Below are 19732 nucleotides of genomic sequence, written 5' to 3' on the forward strand. Positions count from 1 at the left end.
TAAATTAGGAGCAAACAATGCACTTTGAAATCGGCAAACAAGACTTCTTACTCAACGGGCAGCCCTTTAAAATCCTTTCAGGGGCAGTGCATTATTTTCGTATCGTGCCGGAATACTGGTACAAAACCCTCTACAACCTCAAGGCGATGGGGGCGAACACGGTGGAAACCTATGTGCCCTGGAACCTGCACCAGCCTGAACCCGACCGCTTTTGCTTCGACAAGCGGGCGGATTTGGTCAAATTTTTGCAAACCGCCCAAGATTTGGGGCTTTATATCATTCTTCGCCCAACGCCCTATATTTGTGCCGAATGGGAATTTGGCGGCCTGCCGGCTTGGTTGCTCAATTACCCAAATATGCGTTTGCGTAGCCGTGATCCGCAGTTCCTAAAACTGATTGAAGACTATTTTGCGGTGCTACTGCCCAAAGTCCGCCCCTTCCAGTTTACCCAAGGCGGTAACATCTTGATGATGCAAGTGGAGAACGAATACGGCTCTTTCAGTAACGACAAGGTTTATCTGCGAGCGATGGCGGATCTAATGCGAAAAGAAGGCATTGATGTGCCGCTCTTTACCTCCGATGGGGCTTGGCATAATGCGCTCAGTGCCGGCTCTTTGATTGAGGACGACATTCTGCCAACCGGCAATTTTGGTTCACGATCTGACGAAAATCTCGACCAACTGCAAGCCTTTTTCGACCACCACGGTAAATCCTTTCCTCTAATGTGTATGGAGTTTTGGGACGGCTGGTTTAACCGCTGGAAAGAGCCGGTGATTAAGCGTGAGGCACAGGATTTGGCCGACTGCGTGGCGCAACTGCTCAAACGAGCCAGCATTAACCTCTATATGTTCCAAGGCGGCACCAATTTCGGCTTTATGAACGGCTGTTCCGCCCGTAAGGACAGGGATCTGCCTCAAGTCACTTCTTATGATTATGATGCGCCCGTGCGTGAGTGGGGTGAGCCGTCCGACAAGTACTATTTGCTACAAAAGGTCTTTGCCCAATACCCAGACGCTTCCCCGATTACTGATCCGATTTTGCCTGAATTAACCGCCTATCCAAGCCTCAAGGTAGCACAAAGCGTGTCACTTTTCAGTACGCTGGAAAAACTGGCTCAACCGATTGAAAATGCCTATCCGCAGTCAATGGAAGAATTAGGCCATCATTATGGCTACATTCTCTACCGGGCCAAACCGCATAATGCAAGCGGCCCGATCAAGCTCAGAATTTACAACGCCCGAGACAGGGTGCAAATCTTCCAAGACCAGATCAAAATTGCCACCCAATACCAGTTTGAAATCGGCGATGAAGTCCTGCTAGAAGCTCCAGATCGCCCTTATCAGCTGGATCTCTTGGTCGAAAATATGGGCCGCGTCAATTACGGCGGCAAACTGCTTTCCCCAACCCAATACAAGGGCATTTATGGCGGCGTGATGCTGGATCTGCATTTCCACACCGACTGGCAGCAGTTCTGTTTGGATTTTGACAAACTCGATCAAATTGATTTTACAGGCGAAAAAAATCCAGCCACACCGTCCTTCTATGCCTTTGATTTGGTGCTTGATGAAGAGCCCAAAGACAGCTTTATCGACACCTCTTACTTGGGCAAGGGCGTGGTTTTTGTTAATGGCGAAAATCTCGGCAGATACTGGTCTGAAGGCCCAACGACTTATCTCTACCTGCCAGCACCTTTCTTGAAAAAGGGCAGCAACCGCATTGTGGTGTTTGAAACCGAGGGGGTAGAGGTGAGTGAATTGCGGTTTGCGGAGAAACCGATTTATAGGGAATTGGATACGGTGAATTTGTAACTTAAATCCCCTCCCCCGCTTGCGGGGAGGGTTAGGGTGGGGGGATTGCCGAAAGGCAACAAGCGATATCAAATTAGGAAAAATTTGCAAATATTCCCGAAAAATAACCCGCTTGCTTCTTGAGCTTCGCTCAATCCCCCCACCCCCGCCCTCCCCCGTAAACGGGAGAGGGGGTAGTATCAGATAATTTTAAAAAAACTAAGGAGCTTATATGAACTTAATCCTCATCAGCCACGGCGATTTCGCCACAGGCTTATTAGGCACGGCCGAGATGATTTTAGGAAAGATCCCTCATGCCCACACCGTTTGCCTCTACCCCCACGAAGGGTCGGACGATTTCAAGGCCAAATTTGAACAAGCACTTGCCAAGTGTCAGGGCGAGACGGTGGTGTTGTGCGATATTTTGGGCGGTACGCCTTGTAACGTGGCCATGCGGTTTTTGACCAACCCAGAACTTTCCCTCTACAGCGGAATGAACCTGCCCATGGTGATTAGCTTTGTCAGCGAAGGCAAGGACGATTTGATCGAAAACGCCCAGCAACAAATTTATGATGTACGCGCCCAACTGCAAGCCGTACAAGCCGGTGATGACGAATAGAATAAAAAAGGAGAACCCAATGAGCAAACGTGATTTCTTAAAAAAACTCTGCACTGAAAGAGGCATTATTTCCGCCCTGGCCATTGACCAACGTGGCGCCTTACGCCGTATGATGGGCGATGAGATTAGCCCTGAACAAGTCAGCGAATTTAAAACCCTCATTTCCCAAACCTTGACCCCTTATGCTTCCTCTATTTTGCTTGACCCAGAATTTGGCTGGGCAGCAGCAGGCAAGCGGGATGGTGAATGCGGCCTTTTAATGGCATACGAAAAAACCGGCTACGATAAAACCGCTATCGGGCGTTTCCCTGACTTGATTGATGATGTCTCCGTCCTTCGCCTCAAGGAAAAAGGGGCGGAAGCGGTCAAATTGCTCATCTATTTTGACGTGGACGAAGACCCCGCCATCAACGACCGCAAGGCAGCTTTTGTGGAGCGTGTGGGTTCAGAATGTCGTGCCGAGGGCTTGCCCCACTTCCTTGAAATTTTGACCTACGATGCCACAACCGAAGACAAGCGTGCCAACGCCCAAACCAAACCGCACAAGGTAATCGGGGCAATGAAATTCTTTGCCGATCCACGTTTTAATGTGGATGTGCTCAAGGTTGAAGTGCCGGTGGTGATGAGCTATGTAGAAGGTTTTGGCGAAGACGTGCTTTACACCCAAGACCAGGCACAAGCCTTCTTCAAGGCGCAAAGTGAGGCAACGGATCTACCATTCATCTTCTTAAGTGCTGGCGTATCGGCTTCACTCTTCCAAGAAACCCTCCGCTTTGCTCACAAAGCTGGCAGCCAGTTTAACGGCGTACTCTGCGGCCGTGCCACCTGGGCAGGCGCGGCGGAAGCCTATAAAACCCAGGGGGTAGAGGCGGCGAAATTGTGGCTTGAAACCCAGGGTAAGCAGAATATTGAGGAGTTGGTAGCGGTGCTGGAGGCGTGTGCAACACCGCTCAGAACGTAAGTAGAGCTCTTCCCCTACATCAGACTCCATACTGAAACATCTTCCCAAACCAATCTAGGGTATTTTGATAAATCTTTTGCTTATCAAATTCCGCTGTCTGTTGGTAGAGCCTTGCAAAATACAGGTCATTTTCTGTCAGATAATCTATGCCCTGCTGGGCCAGTTGGTCTGGCTCTGGCAAGGCTTGTCCTCTTTTGGGTTTGAAGAAGCTTGCCATATTTTCATAGACAGCCCAGTCTAATTCTTGGAAACTGCCCACATAGGCCTTGATATAGATACCTAACTGTGCCAAGGCCTCTTCTTGAGAGATGGGCTTAAACTCCAGGCTTTTCACCTCGCCACCCTCCTTGTAAAAGAACTTAAGCTGGTAGGCCTCTGACTGGGTGGCTAAAACCAGATGCAAGATCCAATGCTTGATTAGATCCTTATCCCGCAATTTCCCCACCCGCCAATAGATGAAATCATGGCCATAGCACTGGGCAAGATTGCCGACTAGATTTACCGAACCCAAATCCAGATTAACACTTAAATGGGTCTGATCTTGAGCTAAATAAGGCTCAATTTGTGCCCGCATAGGGGCAATTTCCTGGGCCAGATTTGCCTGGGCCAGTTGGGCAAAGTTTTGAGCTGGTAGCTGCCCCTTGAGTTTGGCCTGGTGGAAATAGTGGGCTAAATCTTCCTCCTTCAGCCCGACCAAATCATCAAAGAAAGTGTAACGCTCCAGGCCTGATAGGCTAAAGATTTCGGCCTCTTCAATGCTGTCTTCACGGCTCTCCAAATAAACGCCCAGTTGCCGATTGAAATAGTATTTGACCGGGTTTTGTACAAAGGCAATCAAGTCCTCAAGCTCAATCTCTTTAGGGCTGAAGGGGTTGGCAAGCGGGCTGAGAAAGGCCTGATTTTGCAAAGGTCTTTGGGTGACATCTAGCCACTCTTGATTAAAGGAACGCTTGCCCTGGGTAAAGTTATCAGGGCTAAAAACCGTCATGGCTTCCTTGCTTAGGATGTGATTTTTCCAATCTAGGTCATTTTCAGCCAGATAATTCATCAGCTGGGAGACCAAGACGGAAGGATAAAGCGGGGCGAATTTTTCGTCCTTGGTTAGGCTGCGGCCCACATAGCTCATATAGAAAACATCCTGGGCAGACAACAGGGCCTCAAGGAAGAGGTAGCGGTCGTCATCTCGCTTGGCTCGGTCACCCTTTTGTGGGGCGTATTGCATTAGGTCAAAGCTGTTGAGGGTTTGGTTGCGAGGAAAATCCGCCTCGTTCATGCCCAAGAGGCAGACCACCTTGAAGGGAATGGCCCGCATAGGTAGGAGGGTACAGAAATTGACTTGGCCTGCCAAAAACTGGAGGTTGCTGGCCTGTTGGTTGAGGGCGCGTTCCAATTTTGCAGAAATCAGCTCAATTTGCACCGCTTGTTGGAAATGGGCCTCTGCCATCTGTTGGCCTAACTGGTCTAGGGCCTGCTGGATTTGCAGGAGGCTGTCCAGGCTCTTGTCATTTTCAGCATAGAGATTGGCCAGCAAGCCCCTGATTTGAGCCTGCCAGTCTTCAAAGCAGTGGGGCTGGCTTAGAAAGGTCAGCCAGTCGCCCAAGATGCCAATAAAGGCAGCTAAACTGCCGGCTAGTTCTGCACTGAGCCCGTAACTTTGGTTAAAGGCTAGGGTATCCTGCCAAGGGCCAGCCTGCTCCTTGAGGCTGGCCCCCAACAAGAGGCGGTTGAGGCCGTTTTCCCAGGCATTAAAATTCTGCCAGTAGCCCTCATTGGTGGATAAGCCAGCCCGAATGCCTGCTTGTTTAACCCAGTGACGTAGGGTGTGGAGATCAGCCTGGCCAAAGCCAAACTTCTCCCGAATGGCTTCTAGATCCAAGAGCTCCAGGCAGGCTTCAGCGGTCAAATGCTCGGCCTTGAGCTTGAGCAGCTGGAGGAAGCTGGCCAGCAAAGGATCGGTCAAGCTAGCCCGCTGATCACTAAGGCTAAAGGGAATGTAACGAGGGTCGTTTTTGGCATAGCGTTCAAACACCGCCCGAATATAAGGGGCATAGCGATCAATATCTGGCGACATAACGATGATGTCTTTAGGGGCAAGGGAACTATCTTCTTCAAAGAGGTTGAGCAACTGATTATGCAAAACCTCCACCTCCCGCAGGGGGCTATGACAGGCGTGGAGCTGAATAGATCTATCGGCTTCATCAAAGTGGAAATCATGGGCAAATTTTTCTTCTAGCTCAAAAATATTACGCTTGACTTCTGCCAAGAGATGGGGAGCAGAATCGGCCACCGAGGCCACATTTTCATTAAATTCCCGCTCAACCAGGGTGGTTAAAAAATCCCGCCCCTGCTTGCCCCACATGGCCAAGAGGCTATTGCCCTCCTGCTCCAAGGCTGGCTGGTTATTTTTCAGGGCCATCTTGTGCCAAACCTTACGCTCAATCAGGTTGCCCCAGTAATACTGGCTAGGGCTAATAAAAAAGAGGTGGATATCACAGTGTTCACTCAGTTTGACCAGGGCATTGAGCTGCAAATTAGGCAGGGAGGAAATGCCAAAAATAAAAATCCGCTTGGGCAGGGCCTGTTTTTCTGCGGGGCTGAGGTTATCTAATTTGTGGAAAAAACGCTGCTCAAAATAGGCCCGGTGGGAGGTGGTAAACACCTCCTCTGTCGTGGTTTGGCCAATATGGGCCACCAAGCTCCGCCACAATTCCGCCTGCCAGGCCATATCTTTTAGGATGTGCTGGAACTTGCTGTCGCTCATATTTTTGCCTAGGTTCTGAATTTCTTTGATCACCTGGCCTGTCTGATTTTTCTCCCAGTCAATCAGCCAATGGGGGCGGTAAACCAGATATTGGTCAAAGAGATCGGCGATTTTTTCTGCCAGTTGGAAGCACTTTTCCTGATCAACCTGCTCCCCCAAGTAGGCCTTGAGGCCAGCAAAGGCCGGTTCTCCTAATTTTTCAGGAATAAGGGTCATCAAACGCCAAACCATGATCTCACGGTCGAAGCTGTTTTCCTTGGGCAGGTGGGGAAAGAGCTGGCGGTAGAGCTGCCATAAGAAGGCTGTCGGGAAGGGAAAATTAAAATTCCCCGCCACCCCCAAGCCTTGGGCAAGCTGCATTTGTAGCCACTGGGCCATGCCTGTACTCTGCACCAAGATGGTTTCAGGCTCAAAAGGATTGCTGTTGGGCTGAACCCTTAAAAGATGGAGCAAAAGCTCTTTTTGCAGGCTGAGTTGGTTGGAGTAATAGACGGTAAACATGGCGACTTCCTAAGCATAACAATGGCAGGATTGTACACCATTTCACAAGGTAAATTCACCCAAAGGGTAGCTTATTTTGATGGCCTGCCCGCTGCAATTTACCTCAAACACCAGGCCATTCTGCTCTACTCGCCTATCACAAGGCTGGCCAGCCAAACGCAGATGAAGCTGGTTTTCAGCAATCTGCATGGCCTGTAGCGTCTGATAGCCCTTGGCCTGTTGGGCTAACTGGCTTTGTTGCCAGGTTTGAAAGCTCACAAAAAGCAGGGAAAAGAGGCTCAGGGCCAGTAAAATGGCGGTAAAACTTTCCGCCCGTCTGAATTTAAGGTTCTGCATAGCCAACTATCCTTTGGGAATTAGGCACATAATACCAGTGTTGATAAAGCTGGCTTAAAGTTGAAATCACATTCCTGTTTCGGGTCACACTTCTGTCTGTTGTGCTATCTAGAGCCTGGGCAGAAATCACCAAACCATAGATCTTATCTCGGGTCACATTTAAATTAAAGGGATGTTCTGTGATTATTAAGCCATAAAAGGAATGGGGCAAAATGCCATTTTCAATCTCACGGGTAAATTTAATTATATAAGGTTTGTCATCCGTATTTTTGGGTAATTTGTCTAGGCTATCAAGCTGCAAAATATAGGCGCTAAATTCATCTATATTAAGATTATCTTCTATTTCATCCAGAAGCAGGTGTTTTTTAGTCGGTAATTTGGTTTTATCCTTAAATAAATTCACTTCCACACATTGAAAGAGATATTGAAGATGCTTTTTTCTTATTTCAATTTTCTCGGTTTGTTTTTGGTTGCAGATTACATCCTTATTAGGCCTTGATTTTTCCTGGGCTTCTTTTTCTTGGTGTATTTCATTCAGGCTTTTTAAGTAATCCCCATAATAGGCCTGAGTCATGGCTTCTTGGTGGAGCAATTTATCTTGAGAAAGAAACAAGATGGTGGCCAGGCCAGACAGCAAGACTAAGGCAGTGAGAAGCACATTGGCTGAATATTTCATTCTCTCCCCCAGTTTAAAATATGGATCTTAGTCTCTAGCCCATAGGCGATTTCCCTATCCTTAGGCGAATGGGCTTGGTATTTAATCTTCATAAACCCCTTTCTTTCGTCCAAGTCAAACTTTAATTCATCCACGATTAAATCGGCCTTAAAGGTCAGTTGATCCCATTTGTTATCACAACTTTGCAATTTTCTGGCACATTCTGCCCCCTTGCATTTGGCCTCTCTGCTCTTTTCGCTATAAATATAAATTTCCTGATTTTCTAATTTAAAACCAAATATTTCTCGGGTTAAATTCGTAGCCGCATTAATACTTTCTGTGGAATCTAAACAAGATCGCCTGCTAGTATCTGCCATTTCTCCAATACAGCCATCGCTATTTAAGTCATAAACAAACATTAAACAGCTTTGATTAGGGGCCAAATAGTAGGTCTTATTTTTTAATTTAAAGAAGTCAAGATTGTATTTGCCGTATTTTCGATAGGCCATAAAATTTATATTTTCAATATGCTGACGAAAATAATTAATCATTTGATGGGAGCGGGCTTGCAGGCGCAATAATTCGGCCTGCTTTTCTTGGGCGGCATAATGCTGGGCATAAAAGCTGCCAGCAACAAAAAGCAAGACTAGAGACAGGCTGAGTGAAATCAGTACCTCAACCAGGCTAAATGAGGCTTTTGCAGAGCGTGCGAGCATTGCGGGCTGGGACATTGATCACTCCATAGGCATCGAAATCCATCAGTCGCTGGGCCGATGGGCTGTAAAAGGCCAGGCAGCCGGCCTCTAGGTTTCCTGAACTGCCATTGACCGTCATAAAGCGGCTGGGGAAGAGTTTATTGGTACGCAGTTCCACGCTGGGAAACTGGTTGTGATAGACCAAGTAACGCCCCTTTAGGCCGCAAAGTTGGGGATTAAAGCAGTTACAAGCGGTAGATTTTTCCTCGGTTTTTGCAAGGGCAATAATGCACCAATTCTCTTGATGGTGGTTGATATAGGTTTCGTAGGACTGCTTGGTAAAGCGGGCCTGGGTTTGCACCTGGTAGAAAAAAGATCGCACCAGCTCCGCCTCTCGTTCTACCTTAACCTGATCAGACAGGGAAAAGACGACAGGCGAGAGGAAAAAGAGGGCCAGGCTTAAAATCGCCAGGGTAACGGCCGTTTCAATCAGGGTGAGGGCTTTGAACATAGTATCTCCTTGGGGAAGATACTAATTTTTTTGTAGGTGAGGGAAAAGGGGCGAAAATGATTTTTACGATCTGGATCGAAAAATGAAAATTTTTTGCTTGCAAATTTTGACAGGATTTGTACCGCTTGTAGGGTGGGCATCCCTGCCCACCTTTTTCACACATATTTTTATGGTGGGCAAGGATGCCCACCCTACACCACTACAACCACCCCTTGCGCTTAAAATAGACATAAGGCGTAGCCGCAGCGACTACCATAAGGCAAAGGGCCATTGGGTAGCCGTATTTAAAGGCCAGTTCTGGCATATTTTCAAAGTTCATGCCGTAGGTGGAGGCCACAAGCGTGGCTGGCAGGAACATGACCGACACCAAAGAGAAGAATTTCATAATCCGGTTCTGTTCAATGTTGATAAAACCCATGGCCGCTTGCATAAGGAAATTGACCTTTTGGAAGAGGGATTCGTTATGAGGAAGCAGGGATTCAATGTCTCGCATAATGTCCCGAGCCTGTTCTAGCTGGTTGGTTGGCAGGCGGGTTTTACGCAGGAGGAAGCCCAAGGCCCGCTGGGTATCCATGAGGCACTGGCGTACCTTGGAGCTGGCATCCTCGTATTCGGTCAAATCAGCCAAGGCATCATTTAATTCATCGCCCTGCTTGCCATTGAGCACCACTCGGCTTAATTTTTCCAGTTCAGCATAAATTTCTTCAATTACATCGGCTAGCTGCTCGATCTTGGTTTCAAGCAAATCCAGCAGAACTTCATAGGCATTGCAATCAATCAGCTTCTCACGGCGAGAACGCATCCGATAAAGGCGGAAGGCAGGTAAGTCTAGCTCACGCAGCGTAAACAAACGCCCATCACGCACGGTAAAGGCCACCGTGGCAATATCAGCGTAGTCATCATCATCTAAACAATAGAAGAAGGAGTGCAGGTGGAGGCCGTCTTCGTCCTCAAAAAAGCGGGCAGAAGCTTCCAAGTCCTCTAGCTCGTGATCTTCGGCCAAGGTTTGGTCGAGACGTTTTTCAAGCACAGAACGTTCGGCATCGGTTGGGTCAATGAGATCAATCCAGATGGCATTGTTTAATTGGGTAATATCGGTTTCATCAACTCTAACAAGTCGTGAGCGTTCGCTATCTACGGCAAAAACTCTAATCATATCAAGCTCCTAAGAAGGGAGGCAATGAACAAGAAGGAACAAAAAAGACACTGACAAGCTACTCTTGCCAGACAGGGATTTTGGACAAGAGGGAAATTAAAAAGCGGTCAAGTATCGACTATGATTGTCCAAAATGTAGATCCTCAAAAGAAAAAAGACGGGCGATTTTAGCCCTTAATCGTGTCTGCGTCAAGGTAAAATACAAGCGGGGCGAATTTGCACGTTTTTAACAAATTGGCCCCGCTTGGCGAGTAAAGTCGTTAAGGCTTATTTCTTACGCGAATGTAAGCCCTTCTTCTCCAGATTACGGTAGATCAACCACTGTTGGGCGATGGTAATCAGGTTAGAAGTGAGCCAGTAAAGTACCAGGCCTGATGGGAACCAGAGAAAGAATACGGTAAAGAGAACCGGCATAAAGGTCATGACCTTTTGTTGCACTGGGTCTGCCACAGGGGTTGGCGACATCTTCTGAAGCAAGAACATAGACGCACCCATTAAAAGCGGCAGGATGTAATAAGGGTCTTGGGCAGACAGGTCTTGGATCCAGCCGAAGAACGGGGCGTGGCGGAGTTCCACCGCTTCCATGAAGGTCCAGTAAAGGGCGATGAAGATCGGCATTTGTAGGAGGATTGGCAAGCAACCGCCCATTGGATTGACCTTCTCTTCCTTATAGAGCTTCATCATTTCTTGGCTCATACGCTGGCGGTCGTCACCAAAACGCTCACGCATTTCGGTTAAACGTGGTTGCAACATCCGCATTTTGGCCATGGAGGTGTATTGGGCCTTGGTGAGTGGGTAAAGGATGGTTTTAACCACAATGGTAACCCCAATAATGGCCAAGCCCCAGTTGGTCACTATGCTTTGGATAAAGGTGAGCAACCAGAAAAGCGGTTTGGCAATAAACCAGGCCCAGCCGTAATCCACGGTTAGGTCTAAATGGTTGGCAACTTCAGCCATTTCTTTTTGATCTTTCGGGCCGGTCCAAAGTTGGCTTGGAAGTGTGGCTTGGGAGTTTGGAGCTACAGTCACGACTGCACCACGATAACCAATAGTGCCAACACCATTGCTGGTGCGGGTGTAGAGGTTGTTGTCAGCATCTTGGTTTGGCACCCAGGCAGAAACGAAATAGTGTTGCAGGATAGCCACCCAGCCAGCCTTGGTTGGAATATCTAGGTTGGCCTTTTGCATTTCATCAAAGCTATATTTTTTATAGTTGGTCTCAGATGAAGAATAGGCACCACCGGTGTAGGTTGGCATGGCGAAGTTGCCTGAGCTTTCAACCAGGGTATGTTTAAGCTGGCCATAAGGCTGAACTTCGAGGGTTTCGCCTGTTTGGTTGTTGATAACGAAGTTTACGCCCACGTTGTAGCTGCCACGTTTAAGCACAAATTCCTTGCGATAGGTTACGCCATCTTTCTCAAAAACAAGCGGCACAACCAATTCATTTTGGCCTTCTGGTAGCACAAATTTATCGGCAGTGACGCTATATTGCGGGCGGCCAGCCGGGGTATCAATCCCGTTTTTACCCACCAAACCACTTTGGGCCACATAGGTTTTGCCTGTATTGGTTAAGAGTTCAAAAGGTGTGTTTGAATCCAATTCTGCATTGTGTTTAAGCAGGTCAGAATCCACCACGTCACCGCCTAGGGTGTCGATGGTTAAACGCAAGACATCACTTTCCACAAGGATGGTTTTGCCCTGGGTGGCTTGCTCATTGATGGCTGACGTGCTGCTAGAAGCAGGCACATCGCTGTTTTGAGCGGCTTGCACTTGTTGGGCTTGCTGTTGAGCTTGTCGCTGGGCTTGGATTTCAGGGTTAAAATCCTGCTGCCATTGGGTGTAAATTAAAAATGACACCAGCAACAAACCGAGGAGGAGTAAACTACGATTTGAATTCATTGGTAGGCTCTCAAAGGTTGTCAAAAAAGTAAAGAAAATAAAGTCGTTATTCTATAATAGCTTGCTCCCAAGGCCAAACATCTTTTGCAGCAAGCGGGCAGATTTTTGCAAAAAATCGCAAATTTCTGCCCGCTTGTAATAAAAATAAGGGGCAAATGTAATTTGCCCCTATTAACTTAGTGTCTAAAATGTCTCATTCCTGTGAGCACCATAGCCATTCCGTGCTCATTGGCTGCGTCAATCACTTCCTGATCCCGCATTGAGCCACCTGGATGAATCACACAGGTAATGCCCACCTGGGCGGCAGCGTCAATCCCATCTCGGAAGGGGAAGAAGGCGTCAGAAGCCATCACACAGCCGGCCACCTGCAAGCCCTCGTCCTCGGCCTTAATGCCAGCAATCTTGGCCGAATAAACCCGGCTCATCTGGCCGGCCCCAATGCCGATGGTCTGCTTGTTCTTGGCATAGACAATGGCGTTGGATTTGACATACTTGGCCACCTTCCAGCAGAAGAGCAGGTCTTCCATCTCTTCCTTGGTTGGCTTGCGTTCAGACACAAATTCCAGATCTTCAATATCCACCTGGCCCTGGTCTGCGTCTTGTACTAAAAGGCCACCATTAACCCGCTTGAAGTCTAAGCGAGCCTGGGCTTCGCTAAAGTCGCCACATTCTAGCACCCGCACATTTTTCTTCTTGGCCAGGGCTTCCTTGGCCTCTGCTGATACACGAGGGGCGATAATCACCTCCACAAACTGGCGGTCGGCAATGGTTTGGGCGGTTTGGCCATCTAACTCACGGTTAAAGGCGATAATGCCGCCGAAGGCTGAAGTTGGGTCGGTTTGGTAGGCTCGGTTGTAGGCCTCCAAAATATCGGCTCCTAGGGCTACGCCACAAGGGTTGGCGTGTTTAACAATCACACAGGCCGGCTCTTTGAATTCTTTTACGCACTCAAGAGCCGCATCGGTATCGGCAATGTTATTGTAGGAAAGGGCCTTGCCTTGGAGCTGCTTAGCCGTCGCAACACTTGCCTCTTTCACTTCATTTTCCACATAGAAGGCGGCATTTTGGTGGCTGTTTTCGCCATAACGCATGGTCTGTTTGCGGATGAAATTGAGGTTGAGGGTGCGAGGGAACTGGCCGCAAGGCTGGCTCAGATCTTCCTCTTCCGCCCCTTGGTAAGGTGGGACTAGCTTGCCGAAGTAGTTGGCAATCATAGAATCATACTGGGCCGTATGCTCAAAGGCCTTGATGGCTAGGTTGAAACGGGTTTCCAGCGTCAGGCTATTTTGGTGGGCATCCATCTCAGCCAAAATGGCTTCAAAATCACCATTATTGACCACAATAGCCACATCTTTATGGTTTTTGGCCGCAGATCGCACCATAGTCGGCCCGCCAATATCAATGTTTTCTACCGCATCGGCCAGCGTGCAATCAGGCTTGGCCACTGTTTGAGCGAAGGGGTAAAGATTAACCACCACCATATCAATGCGTTCAATATTGTGCTGGGCCATCACTTCATCATCGGTGCCACGGCGGCCTAAAATCCCACCGTGTACCTTAGGGTGGAGGGTCTTAACCCGGCCGTCCATCATTTCAGGAAAGCCCGTATAGTCAGACACTTCCACCACCGGCAGGCCAGCTTCCGCCAATAATTTGGCCGTGCCACCGGTTGAAAGCAGTTTCACCCCACGTTGGTGTAGGCCCTGAGCAAATTCGACAATGCCTGTTTTATCAGACACACTGAGTAACGCTTGTTGAATGGTCATTATGGTTCCTTTTACCTAAGAAAATCAAACGGCGGACATTATAACGCAAACGTTTGCGGATGGCATTAAGATCTTGGCAAGCGGGAAAGAGTTGGCGATTTTTTGCAAAAACCCCTTCGCCCATCTTCGATGGCGCCAGCGTCCTCGCTGGTGCCACTTTGCTAGAGCAGCACCAGCGAGGACGCTGGCGCTATCATAGGAGAGTTATTCATACCTCAAAGCATCCGCTGGTTCAACCTTGGAGGCTCGATAGGCAGGATAAAGGGTGCAAGCCAGGGAAAGTAGGATGGAAACGGCCATAATCACCGCCACCTGGCTGCCGACAATCTCTGTTGGAAGCTGGACGCCACTAGGGTTAATCAGGCTAATCACATGGCCCAAATAATGGGTGGCCAAGAGCCCCAAGAGGCCGCCCAGCAGGGAGCCAATAATCCCCACCACTGAACCCTGCCACATAAAGATCTGCATAACCTGGCCCTTGGTCAAACCTTGGGTTTGGAGAATGGCTATCTCGCCTTGTTTGTCCACCACCATAAGACTCAAGGAAGTCACAATATTGGAAATGGCCACAATAATAATCAGGCTGATCAAAAGCCCCATCATGTTTTTTTCCATGCGAACGGCCTGGAAGAATTCGCCCTTTTGCTCCCGCCAATCACTGACCTGCCAGAGGTCAGGCTTAAAGTACAGATCTAATTCGGTCACTAAGAAAGGATCGCTTAAAAAGAGCCGCTGGCCCTGGACTTCATTTTCAGGAATCCGCAAAAGCCGGCCTACATCGCTCAAATTAGCAAAAAGCGTGTATTCGCTGGCTTCATTGCCACTGTAGTAAATGCCTGAAACGGTAAAAAGCCTTTGCACCGGCACCCGGCCAAAAGGCGTGTACTGGCTGTTTTCGGTGATCATGAGCCGCAACTTGTCCCCCTGGCCCAAACGCAGTTTTTGGGCTAGACGGGAGCCAATCACCACCTTAAATTCACTGGCCGGCAAAAGTGTCTCAATATCAAGATTAGCAATCAGCGGATCATCAGAGGCCTGCTCCACCCCAAGCAGCTGGCCGGCATTGATGCCCTCTGCGCTTTGAATAATCACACTGGCTCGGTTGATGGGCACACTCTTGGAAGCAAAAGCAGGCAGATCAAGCGAGGCAGATTTGTCCAAATTTTGCAAGGGATTGGAGACCACAGCATGAGGCAAAACAGACAGCACATTGCGCTTTTGAGTGTTTTCCAGGCCATTCATCACCGAAAGCACAATGATTAGGGCCATAACGCCCAGCACAATACCTAGGCTAGCCAGGTTGGTGACCAAACGGCCGAAGCGGTCGGCACTTTTAGACCGCCAGTAACGCAGGGCAATAAAAAGAGGAGTTGTTACATTCATAAATCTGTTGCTAGGCCAAAAATGGAAAAATAATGGCATATTTTGAGGGCTTTCGCAAATGGGAGAGGCCTATTCTTGCCTTGCTTTCCTAAGTTAAATTATCATAGATTAGTTTTTTTTATCACAATCATAAATTTTTTTAAAAAAATCTCTAGACAAGCAAAATTTTCTTTGTTAAATTCGTCGCCACTTCAACAAACACAACATTTTAAATTTAAAAATACAAGGAGTTCCTATGAGCGATTTAAACGCCCTTTTCCAACAGATCAAACAACGTGACCCAGGCCAAGCCCCCTTCCACCAAGCGGTTGAAGAAGTCTTTGGCAGTCTTGCTCCCTTCTTAGCCAAGAACCCACAATACACCAAATATGGCTTGCTTGAGCGTATTGTTGAGCCTGAGCGTGTGATTACCTTCCGTGTGACTTGGGTGGACGACAAGGGCCAGGTTCAGGTCAATCGTGGCTACCGTGTGCAAATGAACTCGGCCATCGGCCCTTATAAAGGTGGCTTACGTTTCCACCCAACTGTGGACTTGGGCGTGCTCAAATTCCTGGCCTTTGAACAGGTCTTTAAAAATGCCTTAACCACCCTGCCTATGGGCGGTGGTAAGGGCGGTTCAGACTTCGACCCTAAAGGCAAATCTGATGCGGAAGTGATGCGTTTCTGCCAGGCCTTTATGAGCGAACTCTATCGCCACATCGGGGCAGACACAGATGTGCCAGCCGGCGACATCGGTGTAGGCGGGCGTGAAATCGGCTTCCTCTATGGCCAATACAAAAAATTACGCAATGAATTTACCTCGGTCTTAACCGGTAAGAGCTTAACCTGGGGCGGCAGCTTAATTCGTCCTGAAGCGACAGGTTACGGCACTGTTTACTTTGCTGAATCTATGCTTGCCACCCGTGGCCAATCCTTTGAGGGCAAGGGCGTGGTAATTTCAGGTTCAGGCAACGTGGCCCAATATGCGGCTGAAAAAGCCCTACAAAAAGGTGCACGAGTGCTGACCGTTTCAGACTCCAACGGCTATGTTCTCTTCCCTGAAAGCGGCATGACCGAAGCTCAATTAGCCGACCTCTTAGTGCTTAAAAACGAACGCCGTGAACGCTTGTCTGTTTATGCGACAGAACAAGGTCTCCAATACTTTGCTGGCCAAAAACCATGGGGCGTGAAATGTGATATTGCCCTACCGTGTGCCACCCAAAATGAGTTAGACGGCGAAGATGCTAAAGCCCTCTTAGCCAATGGTTGTGTGTGTGTGGCCGAAGGGGCCAATATGCCATCCACCCTGGCGGCGGTTGAAGTCTTCACCCAGGCCAAGATCCTCTATGCACCAGGTAAGGCATCGAATGCAGGTGGCGTGGCCACTTCAGGTTTAGAAATGAGCCAAAACGCTATTCGCCTTTCTTGGAGCCGTGAGGAAGTGGATCAACGCCTCTTCGACATCATGGCCAACATCCACCAAAACTGTGTGGAAAACGGCACAGAGGCAGATGGTTTCGTCAACTATGTGAACGGCGCTAACATCGCAGGCTTCAAAAAAGTGGCCACTGCTATGCTAGAGCAAGGTGTGGTTTAGGCCTAAGCCTTAAAAAAATAATCCCCTTTGGATGAAAATCTAAAGGGGATTTTTGTTGAGCTTCGACTAATGGTTCTGCAAGCGGGATAAACTTAGGGAAAATTTGCAAAAAATCCGCCACTTTAAACCGCTTGTAACCCAAGCCTTTTGTATAAACGCCCTTTTTCCTGCTCATTTAAGATCCGATACTGGCCGCAGCCCAGATCTCCCAGCTCAAAATCCCCCAAGCCAACCCGAATTAAACGTAGGGTTGGAAAGCCGATATGGGCGGTCATGCGGCGGACTTGGCGGTTTCTGCCCTCTCGGATTTGCAGCTCCAGCCAAGAGGTGGGAATGGTCTTACGTTCCCGAATTTTAGGGGCAATGGCCCAATCAAAGTGTGGCTCGTCAATGATTTTGGCCTTGGCGGGCAGGGTTGGGCCGTCTTTAAGTGCTAGGCCTTGTTCTAGGCGGAGCAAATCTGAGGCCTGGGGCTGGCCTTCCACCTGTACCCAGTAGGTCTTGAATTTTTCAAATTTAGGGTTGGCCAGGCGGTGTTGGATTTGGCCGTTGTTGGTTAGCAATAAAAGGCCCTCGCTGTCCCTGTCCAGCCGGCCAACTGGGTAGATCTGGGGCAGGGGCAGAAAATCCTTGAGGGTTTGCCGGCCCTGCTCGTCACTAAATTGGGTCAGCACATCATAGGGCTTATTAAATAAAACCACCACCGTGTCTGCAAAAGTGGGACTGGCCTTTTTAGGTTTGGAGGCAAAAAGGCGCTTTGAGCGGCTAAAGATTGGCTTTTTCATGATGAAGGCGTAGAATAAAAAATAAGAAACATTGTATAAAAGTCTGGAAGAATGATAAAGCCTTGGCTTAGATCAAACTTTTGTTAAATTACCCAAAATGAGTAGCTTGCATTTCAAACAGGATCTCAGCACAATCGCACCTTCTTTAGCCTAGAAAAGGGATAAACATGACCACACCATATCGTATTTTATTGATTGATGACCACCCACTGATGCGTCAGGGTATGCGCCAGTTACTGGAGTTAGAAAATAATTTTGAAGTTGTTGGTGAAGCCAGCAATGGCCTGGATGGCATTGAGCTTGCCCTTGAACAAGAGCCAGATGTGATCATTCTTGATCTTAACATGAAAGGCCTTTCCGGCCTAGACACCCTCCGCGCCCTGCGTAGCAAGGGGGTAGATGCCCGCATTGTGGTCTTAACCGTATCAGACGAGCCTAATGATATTTTTGCCCTTATGGATGCTGGTGTTGATGGCTATCTATTGAAAGATACCGACACGCCTGAACTCCTAAGCAAGATCCAAGAGGCCGCTTATGGCAAGATGGTCTTAAGTGATGCGGTGCGTGAACACCTCTTGGCCAGACAGCCTAAAACCGACCCGCTTGGTGGCCTGACCGATAGAGAAAGAGATGTGCTACAGTGGATTGCCACAGGTATGTCCAACAAACAAATTGCCGCCCAGCTCTTTATTTCGGAAGAAACCGTGAAAGTGCATATCCGCAACCTCTTGCGTAAACTCAACGTCCATTCTCGAGTGGCGGCGACCGTGCTTTATTTAGAGCAGCAAAAATAAGCAAAAGGGGCAATATTTGCCCCTTGGTTTTCTGGCCTACTGGGCCTTTTCTACACGGAATACATCAAGATCAGCCTTGTTCCATTCCTTGTCTAATTTACCCTGAATGCGGATCTTGTCTTGCGGCGTCACATTTAAGCCGTTCCAGGCATGATCTTCCACCTCGATCTTAATCTCGCCCGTGGCATCACGGAAGATGAACTCATCATTGTCAATTTGGCGAACAATATTGCCTTCTAAGAGAACAATGCTATCATCATTAAAAGTCTTAGCCTGAGCAATGGTGACCACCGTGTTGCTTTGTTGTGGGCCAAAAACCTGATTTGGGTTGTGATTTGGCTTTGAACAAGCGGCTAAACCTGCGCCCACTAGGGCAATCATCAGCAATTTTTTCATTGAATTTTCCTCTTTCTTAAATTTTAACGGCTGACACGATCAACATCAATGGTTGTGCCTTTTCTGTCCTTATCCACAGAGCCATAGAGCTTGATCTTGGTTTTCGGACTGGCGGTTACGCCTCTCCAATCCTCATTGTCGATCTCAACACGGATAGAGCCTGTTGAATCCTTGAACAAATAAGTATCTTCATCATACTGCTTCACAATGTAGCCACTGAGGCTAACAGGGGCATCGTCACGGGCTGCTTTGGCCTGTTTCACGGTTTTGATGGTGGTAGTTGCTTGGCTACTTGAACCATTGGCCTGAAAACCTTGTGCCATGGCAGCCGTTGAGAACAGGGCAAGGGATGCAAGTGCAAATAATTTTTTCATAAAATCTCCGATAATCGTTAAAATCACAGCCTCTCGGCTTGGTATGAACGCTATTAAAACAAAAACTTCTTAAACAAATCTTAAGAAAACACATTATTCATCACTATAGCCATGATCGGCCAATAATTGACCATCTAAATAGGCCCGGCCCTCGACTAAGGCCAAACGATCAGCACAGAACCAGCCCACAACCAGCGGATAGCAACGGTGCTCTTGCTCATGTACCCGCTCCATCACTTCCTCAAGGCTATCTTCAGGAAAAATAGGCACCTTGGCCTGGAGGATAACCGCCCCGCCGTCCACTTCTTCATTCACAAAATGGATGGACATCCCATGCTCACTATCCCCTGCTTCCATGGCCCGTTGGTGGGTGTGCAGGCCTGGGTATTTAGGCAAGAGTGAAGGATGAATATTGAGAATTTTGCCGGCAAAACGCTGGGTAAAGGCCGCGGTTAAGATCTTCATATAGCCTGCCAGCACAATTAAATCAGCCTGCAAGGCCTCAATCTGGCTGGCGATGGCGGCGTCCATGGCCGCATTGCTGTCAAAGGCCTTACGCTCAAAAACGAAGCTGGGAATGCCCGCTGCCTTGGCCCTTTCCAGCCCATAGGCATCCGCCTTATTGGAAATGAGGCCGACAATTTGGCCTTGGATCTTGCCAGCCTGCTGGGCGTCTAAAATGGCCTGGAAATTGCTGCCATTGCCTGAAATTAAGACTACAATTTTTTTCATCGCTTATCCTTCTTTGCAAATTTTTGGCAAAAAACAACCGCTTGT

18 protein-coding genes are annotated in these 19732 nt (G+C 48.3%); 5 read left to right on the forward strand and 13 right to left on the reverse strand.

The annotated features are described in order from the left end of the window. Positions 1–17 precede the first annotated feature (17 nt). The 3 genes from A4G20_09175 to A4G20_09185 all read left to right on the forward strand — a co-directional run bounded on the left by A4G20_09175 (position 18) and on the right by A4G20_09185 (position 3367). A complete protein-coding gene (locus A4G20_09175) occupies positions 18–1808 on the forward strand; it encodes a beta-galactosidase (GenBank protein QIW16494.1) in 1791 nt (596 codons plus the stop codon). 211 nt (positions 1809–2019) lie between these two features. Further along, positions 2020–2406: a PTS sugar transporter subunit IIA gene (locus A4G20_09180; protein QIW16495.1), complete on the forward strand. Its 387-nt coding sequence runs from the start codon at positions 2020–2022 to the stop codon at positions 2404–2406. After that, positions 2396–3367 (forward strand): tagatose-bisphosphate aldolase, encoded by a 972-nt coding sequence (locus A4G20_09185; GenBank protein QIW16496.1) that lies wholly within the window; start codon positions 2396–2398, stop codon positions 3365–3367. The genes A4G20_09180 and A4G20_09185 overlap by 11 nt, the downstream gene beginning before the upstream one ends. Positions 3368–3386: 19 nt before the next feature. On the opposite strand, the gene A4G20_09190 is transcribed toward A4G20_09185, so the two are convergent. The 9 genes from A4G20_09190 to A4G20_09230 all read right to left on the reverse strand — a co-directional run bounded on the left by A4G20_09190 (position 3387) and on the right by A4G20_09230 (position 15030). Continuing rightward, positions 3387–6629 carry an exodeoxyribonuclease V subunit gamma gene (locus tag A4G20_09190; protein ID QIW16497.1) on the reverse strand — a complete coding sequence of 1081 codons (3243 nt, stop codon included), beginning with the start codon at positions 6627–6629 and terminating at the stop codon, positions 3387–3389. Positions 6630–6671: 42 nt separating this feature from the next. Continuing rightward, positions 6672–6965: a hypothetical protein gene (locus A4G20_09195; GenBank protein QIW16498.1), complete on the reverse strand. Its 294-nt coding sequence runs from the start codon at positions 6963–6965 to the stop codon at positions 6672–6674. After that, the gene (locus tag A4G20_09200) at positions 6952–7641 is read right to left on the reverse strand and encodes a hypothetical protein (protein ID QIW16499.1); all 690 of its coding nucleotides are present in this window, start codon (positions 7639–7641) and stop codon (positions 6952–6954) included. The genes A4G20_09195 and A4G20_09200 overlap by 14 nt, the downstream gene beginning before the upstream one ends. Next, entirely contained in the window at positions 7638–8351 is a 714-nt protein-coding gene (locus A4G20_09205; GenBank protein ID QIW16500.1) for a hypothetical protein, read from the reverse strand. Before A4G20_09205 ends, A4G20_09200 begins: the two co-directional genes overlap by 4 nt. Then, positions 8305–8826 (reverse strand): hypothetical protein, encoded by a 522-nt coding sequence (locus A4G20_09210; protein QIW16501.1) that lies wholly within the window; start codon positions 8824–8826, stop codon positions 8305–8307. Before A4G20_09210 ends, A4G20_09205 begins: the two co-directional genes overlap by 47 nt. A gap of 199 nt (positions 8827–9025) precedes the next feature. Beyond that, complete coding sequence (locus A4G20_09215; protein QIW16502.1) at positions 9026–9982, reverse strand: magnesium and cobalt transport protein CorA; 957 nt, start codon at positions 9980–9982, stop codon at positions 9026–9028. Between the two features lie 267 nt (positions 9983–10249). Continuing rightward, a complete protein-coding gene (locus A4G20_09220; protein QIW16503.1) occupies positions 10250–11881 on the reverse strand; it encodes a membrane protein insertase YidC in 1632 nt (543 codons plus the stop codon). Between the two features lie 176 nt (positions 11882–12057). Beyond that, complete coding sequence (locus A4G20_09225; protein ID QIW16504.1) at positions 12058–13647, reverse strand: bifunctional phosphoribosylaminoimidazolecarboxamide formyltransferase/IMP cyclohydrolase; 1590 nt, start codon at positions 13645–13647, stop codon at positions 12058–12060. A gap of 204 nt (positions 13648–13851) precedes the next feature. Further along, the gene (locus A4G20_09230) at positions 13852–15030 is read right to left on the reverse strand and encodes a permease (protein ID QIW16505.1); all 1179 of its coding nucleotides are present in this window, start codon (positions 15028–15030) and stop codon (positions 13852–13854) included. Positions 15031–15265: 235 nt separating this feature from the next. Here A4G20_09230 and A4G20_09235 point away from each other — a divergent pair, with 235 nt between their 5' ends. After that, positions 15266–16606: a glutamate dehydrogenase gene (locus tag A4G20_09235; GenBank protein QIW16506.1), complete on the forward strand. Its 1341-nt coding sequence runs from the start codon at positions 15266–15268 to the stop codon at positions 16604–16606. A gap of 122 nt (positions 16607–16728) precedes the next feature. Here A4G20_09235 and A4G20_09240 read toward each other — a convergent pair whose 3' ends face one another. Beyond that, a complete protein-coding gene (locus A4G20_09240; protein QIW16507.1) occupies positions 16729–17391 on the reverse strand; it encodes a pseudouridine synthase in 663 nt (220 codons plus the stop codon). A 167-nt stretch (positions 17392–17558) separates the two neighbouring features. On the opposite strand from A4G20_09240, the gene A4G20_09245 reads away from it, so the two are divergent. Then, on the forward strand, positions 17559–18185 hold the full coding sequence (locus A4G20_09245) for a DNA-binding response regulator (protein QIW16508.1): 627 nt from the start codon (positions 17559–17561) through the stop codon (positions 18183–18185). A 36-nt stretch (positions 18186–18221) separates the two neighbouring features. Here the strand turns inward: A4G20_09245 and A4G20_09250 are convergent, their stop codons facing one another. The 3 genes from A4G20_09250 to A4G20_09260 form a co-directional block, all read right to left on the reverse strand. Next, on the reverse strand, positions 18222–18581 hold the full coding sequence (locus tag A4G20_09250) for a TIGR00156 family protein (GenBank protein ID QIW16509.1): 360 nt from the start codon (positions 18579–18581) through the stop codon (positions 18222–18224). 23 nt (positions 18582–18604) lie between these two features. Continuing rightward, the gene (locus A4G20_09255; protein QIW16510.1) at positions 18605–18955 is read right to left on the reverse strand and encodes a hypothetical protein; all 351 of its coding nucleotides are present in this window, start codon (positions 18953–18955) and stop codon (positions 18605–18607) included. A 93-nt stretch (positions 18956–19048) separates the two neighbouring features. Then, on the reverse strand, positions 19049–19687 hold the full coding sequence (locus tag A4G20_09260) for a phosphoribosylglycinamide formyltransferase (GenBank protein QIW16511.1): 639 nt from the start codon (positions 19685–19687) through the stop codon (positions 19049–19051). Between the last annotated feature and the right edge of the window lie 45 nt (positions 19688–19732).

The sequence above is a fragment of the Pasteurellaceae bacterium RH1A genome, from assembly GCA_012221805.1.
Lineage (GTDB): Bacteria > Pseudomonadota > Gammaproteobacteria > Enterobacterales > Pasteurellaceae > RH1A.

Bases quoted from the DNA above. Each gene is read 5' to 3' on its own strand.
- A4G20_09175 (QIW16494.1), top strand. From the start codon at position 18: ATGCACTTTGAAATCGGCAAACAAGACTTCTTACTCAACGGGCAGCCC.
- A4G20_09180 (QIW16495.1), top strand. From the start codon at position 2,020: ATGAACTTAATCCTCATCAGCCACGGCGATTTCGCCACAGGCTTATTA.
- A4G20_09185 (QIW16496.1), top strand. From the start codon at position 2,396: ATGACGAATAGAATAAAAAAGGAGAACCCAATGAGCAAACGTGATTTC.
- A4G20_09190 (QIW16497.1), bottom strand. From the start codon at position 6,629: ATGTTTACCGTCTATTACTCCAACCAACTCAGCCTGCAAAAAGAGCTT.
- A4G20_09195 (QIW16498.1), bottom strand. From the start codon at position 6,965: ATGCAGAACCTTAAATTCAGACGGGCGGAAAGTTTTACCGCCATTTTA.
- A4G20_09200 (QIW16499.1), bottom strand. From the start codon at position 7,641: ATGAAATATTCAGCCAATGTGCTTCTCACTGCCTTAGTCTTGCTGTCT.
- A4G20_09205 (QIW16500.1), bottom strand. From the start codon at position 8,351: ATGTCCCAGCCCGCAATGCTCGCACGCTCTGCAAAAGCCTCATTTAGC.
- A4G20_09210 (QIW16501.1), bottom strand. From the start codon at position 8,826: ATGTTCAAAGCCCTCACCCTGATTGAAACGGCCGTTACCCTGGCGATT.
- A4G20_09215 (QIW16502.1), bottom strand. From the start codon at position 9,982: ATGATTAGAGTTTTTGCCGTAGATAGCGAACGCTCACGACTTGTTAGA.
- A4G20_09220 (QIW16503.1), bottom strand. From the start codon at position 11,881: ATGAATTCAAATCGTAGTTTACTCCTCCTCGGTTTGTTGCTGGTGTCA.
- A4G20_09225 (QIW16504.1), bottom strand. From the start codon at position 13,647: ATGACCATTCAACAAGCGTTACTCAGTGTGTCTGATAAAACAGGCATT.
- A4G20_09230 (QIW16505.1), bottom strand. From the start codon at position 15,030: ATGAATGTAACAACTCCTCTTTTTATTGCCCTGCGTTACTGGCGGTCT.
- A4G20_09235 (QIW16506.1), top strand. From the start codon at position 15,266: ATGAGCGATTTAAACGCCCTTTTCCAACAGATCAAACAACGTGACCCA.
- A4G20_09240 (QIW16507.1), bottom strand. From the start codon at position 17,391: ATGAAAAAGCCAATCTTTAGCCGCTCAAAGCGCCTTTTTGCCTCCAAA.
- A4G20_09245 (QIW16508.1), top strand. From the start codon at position 17,559: ATGACCACACCATATCGTATTTTATTGATTGATGACCACCCACTGATG.
- A4G20_09250 (QIW16509.1), bottom strand. From the start codon at position 18,581: ATGAAAAAATTGCTGATGATTGCCCTAGTGGGCGCAGGTTTAGCCGCT.
- A4G20_09255 (QIW16510.1), bottom strand. From the start codon at position 18,955: ATGAAAAAATTATTTGCACTTGCATCCCTTGCCCTGTTCTCAACGGCT.
- A4G20_09260 (QIW16511.1), bottom strand. From the start codon at position 19,687: ATGAAAAAAATTGTAGTCTTAATTTCAGGCAATGGCAGCAATTTCCAG.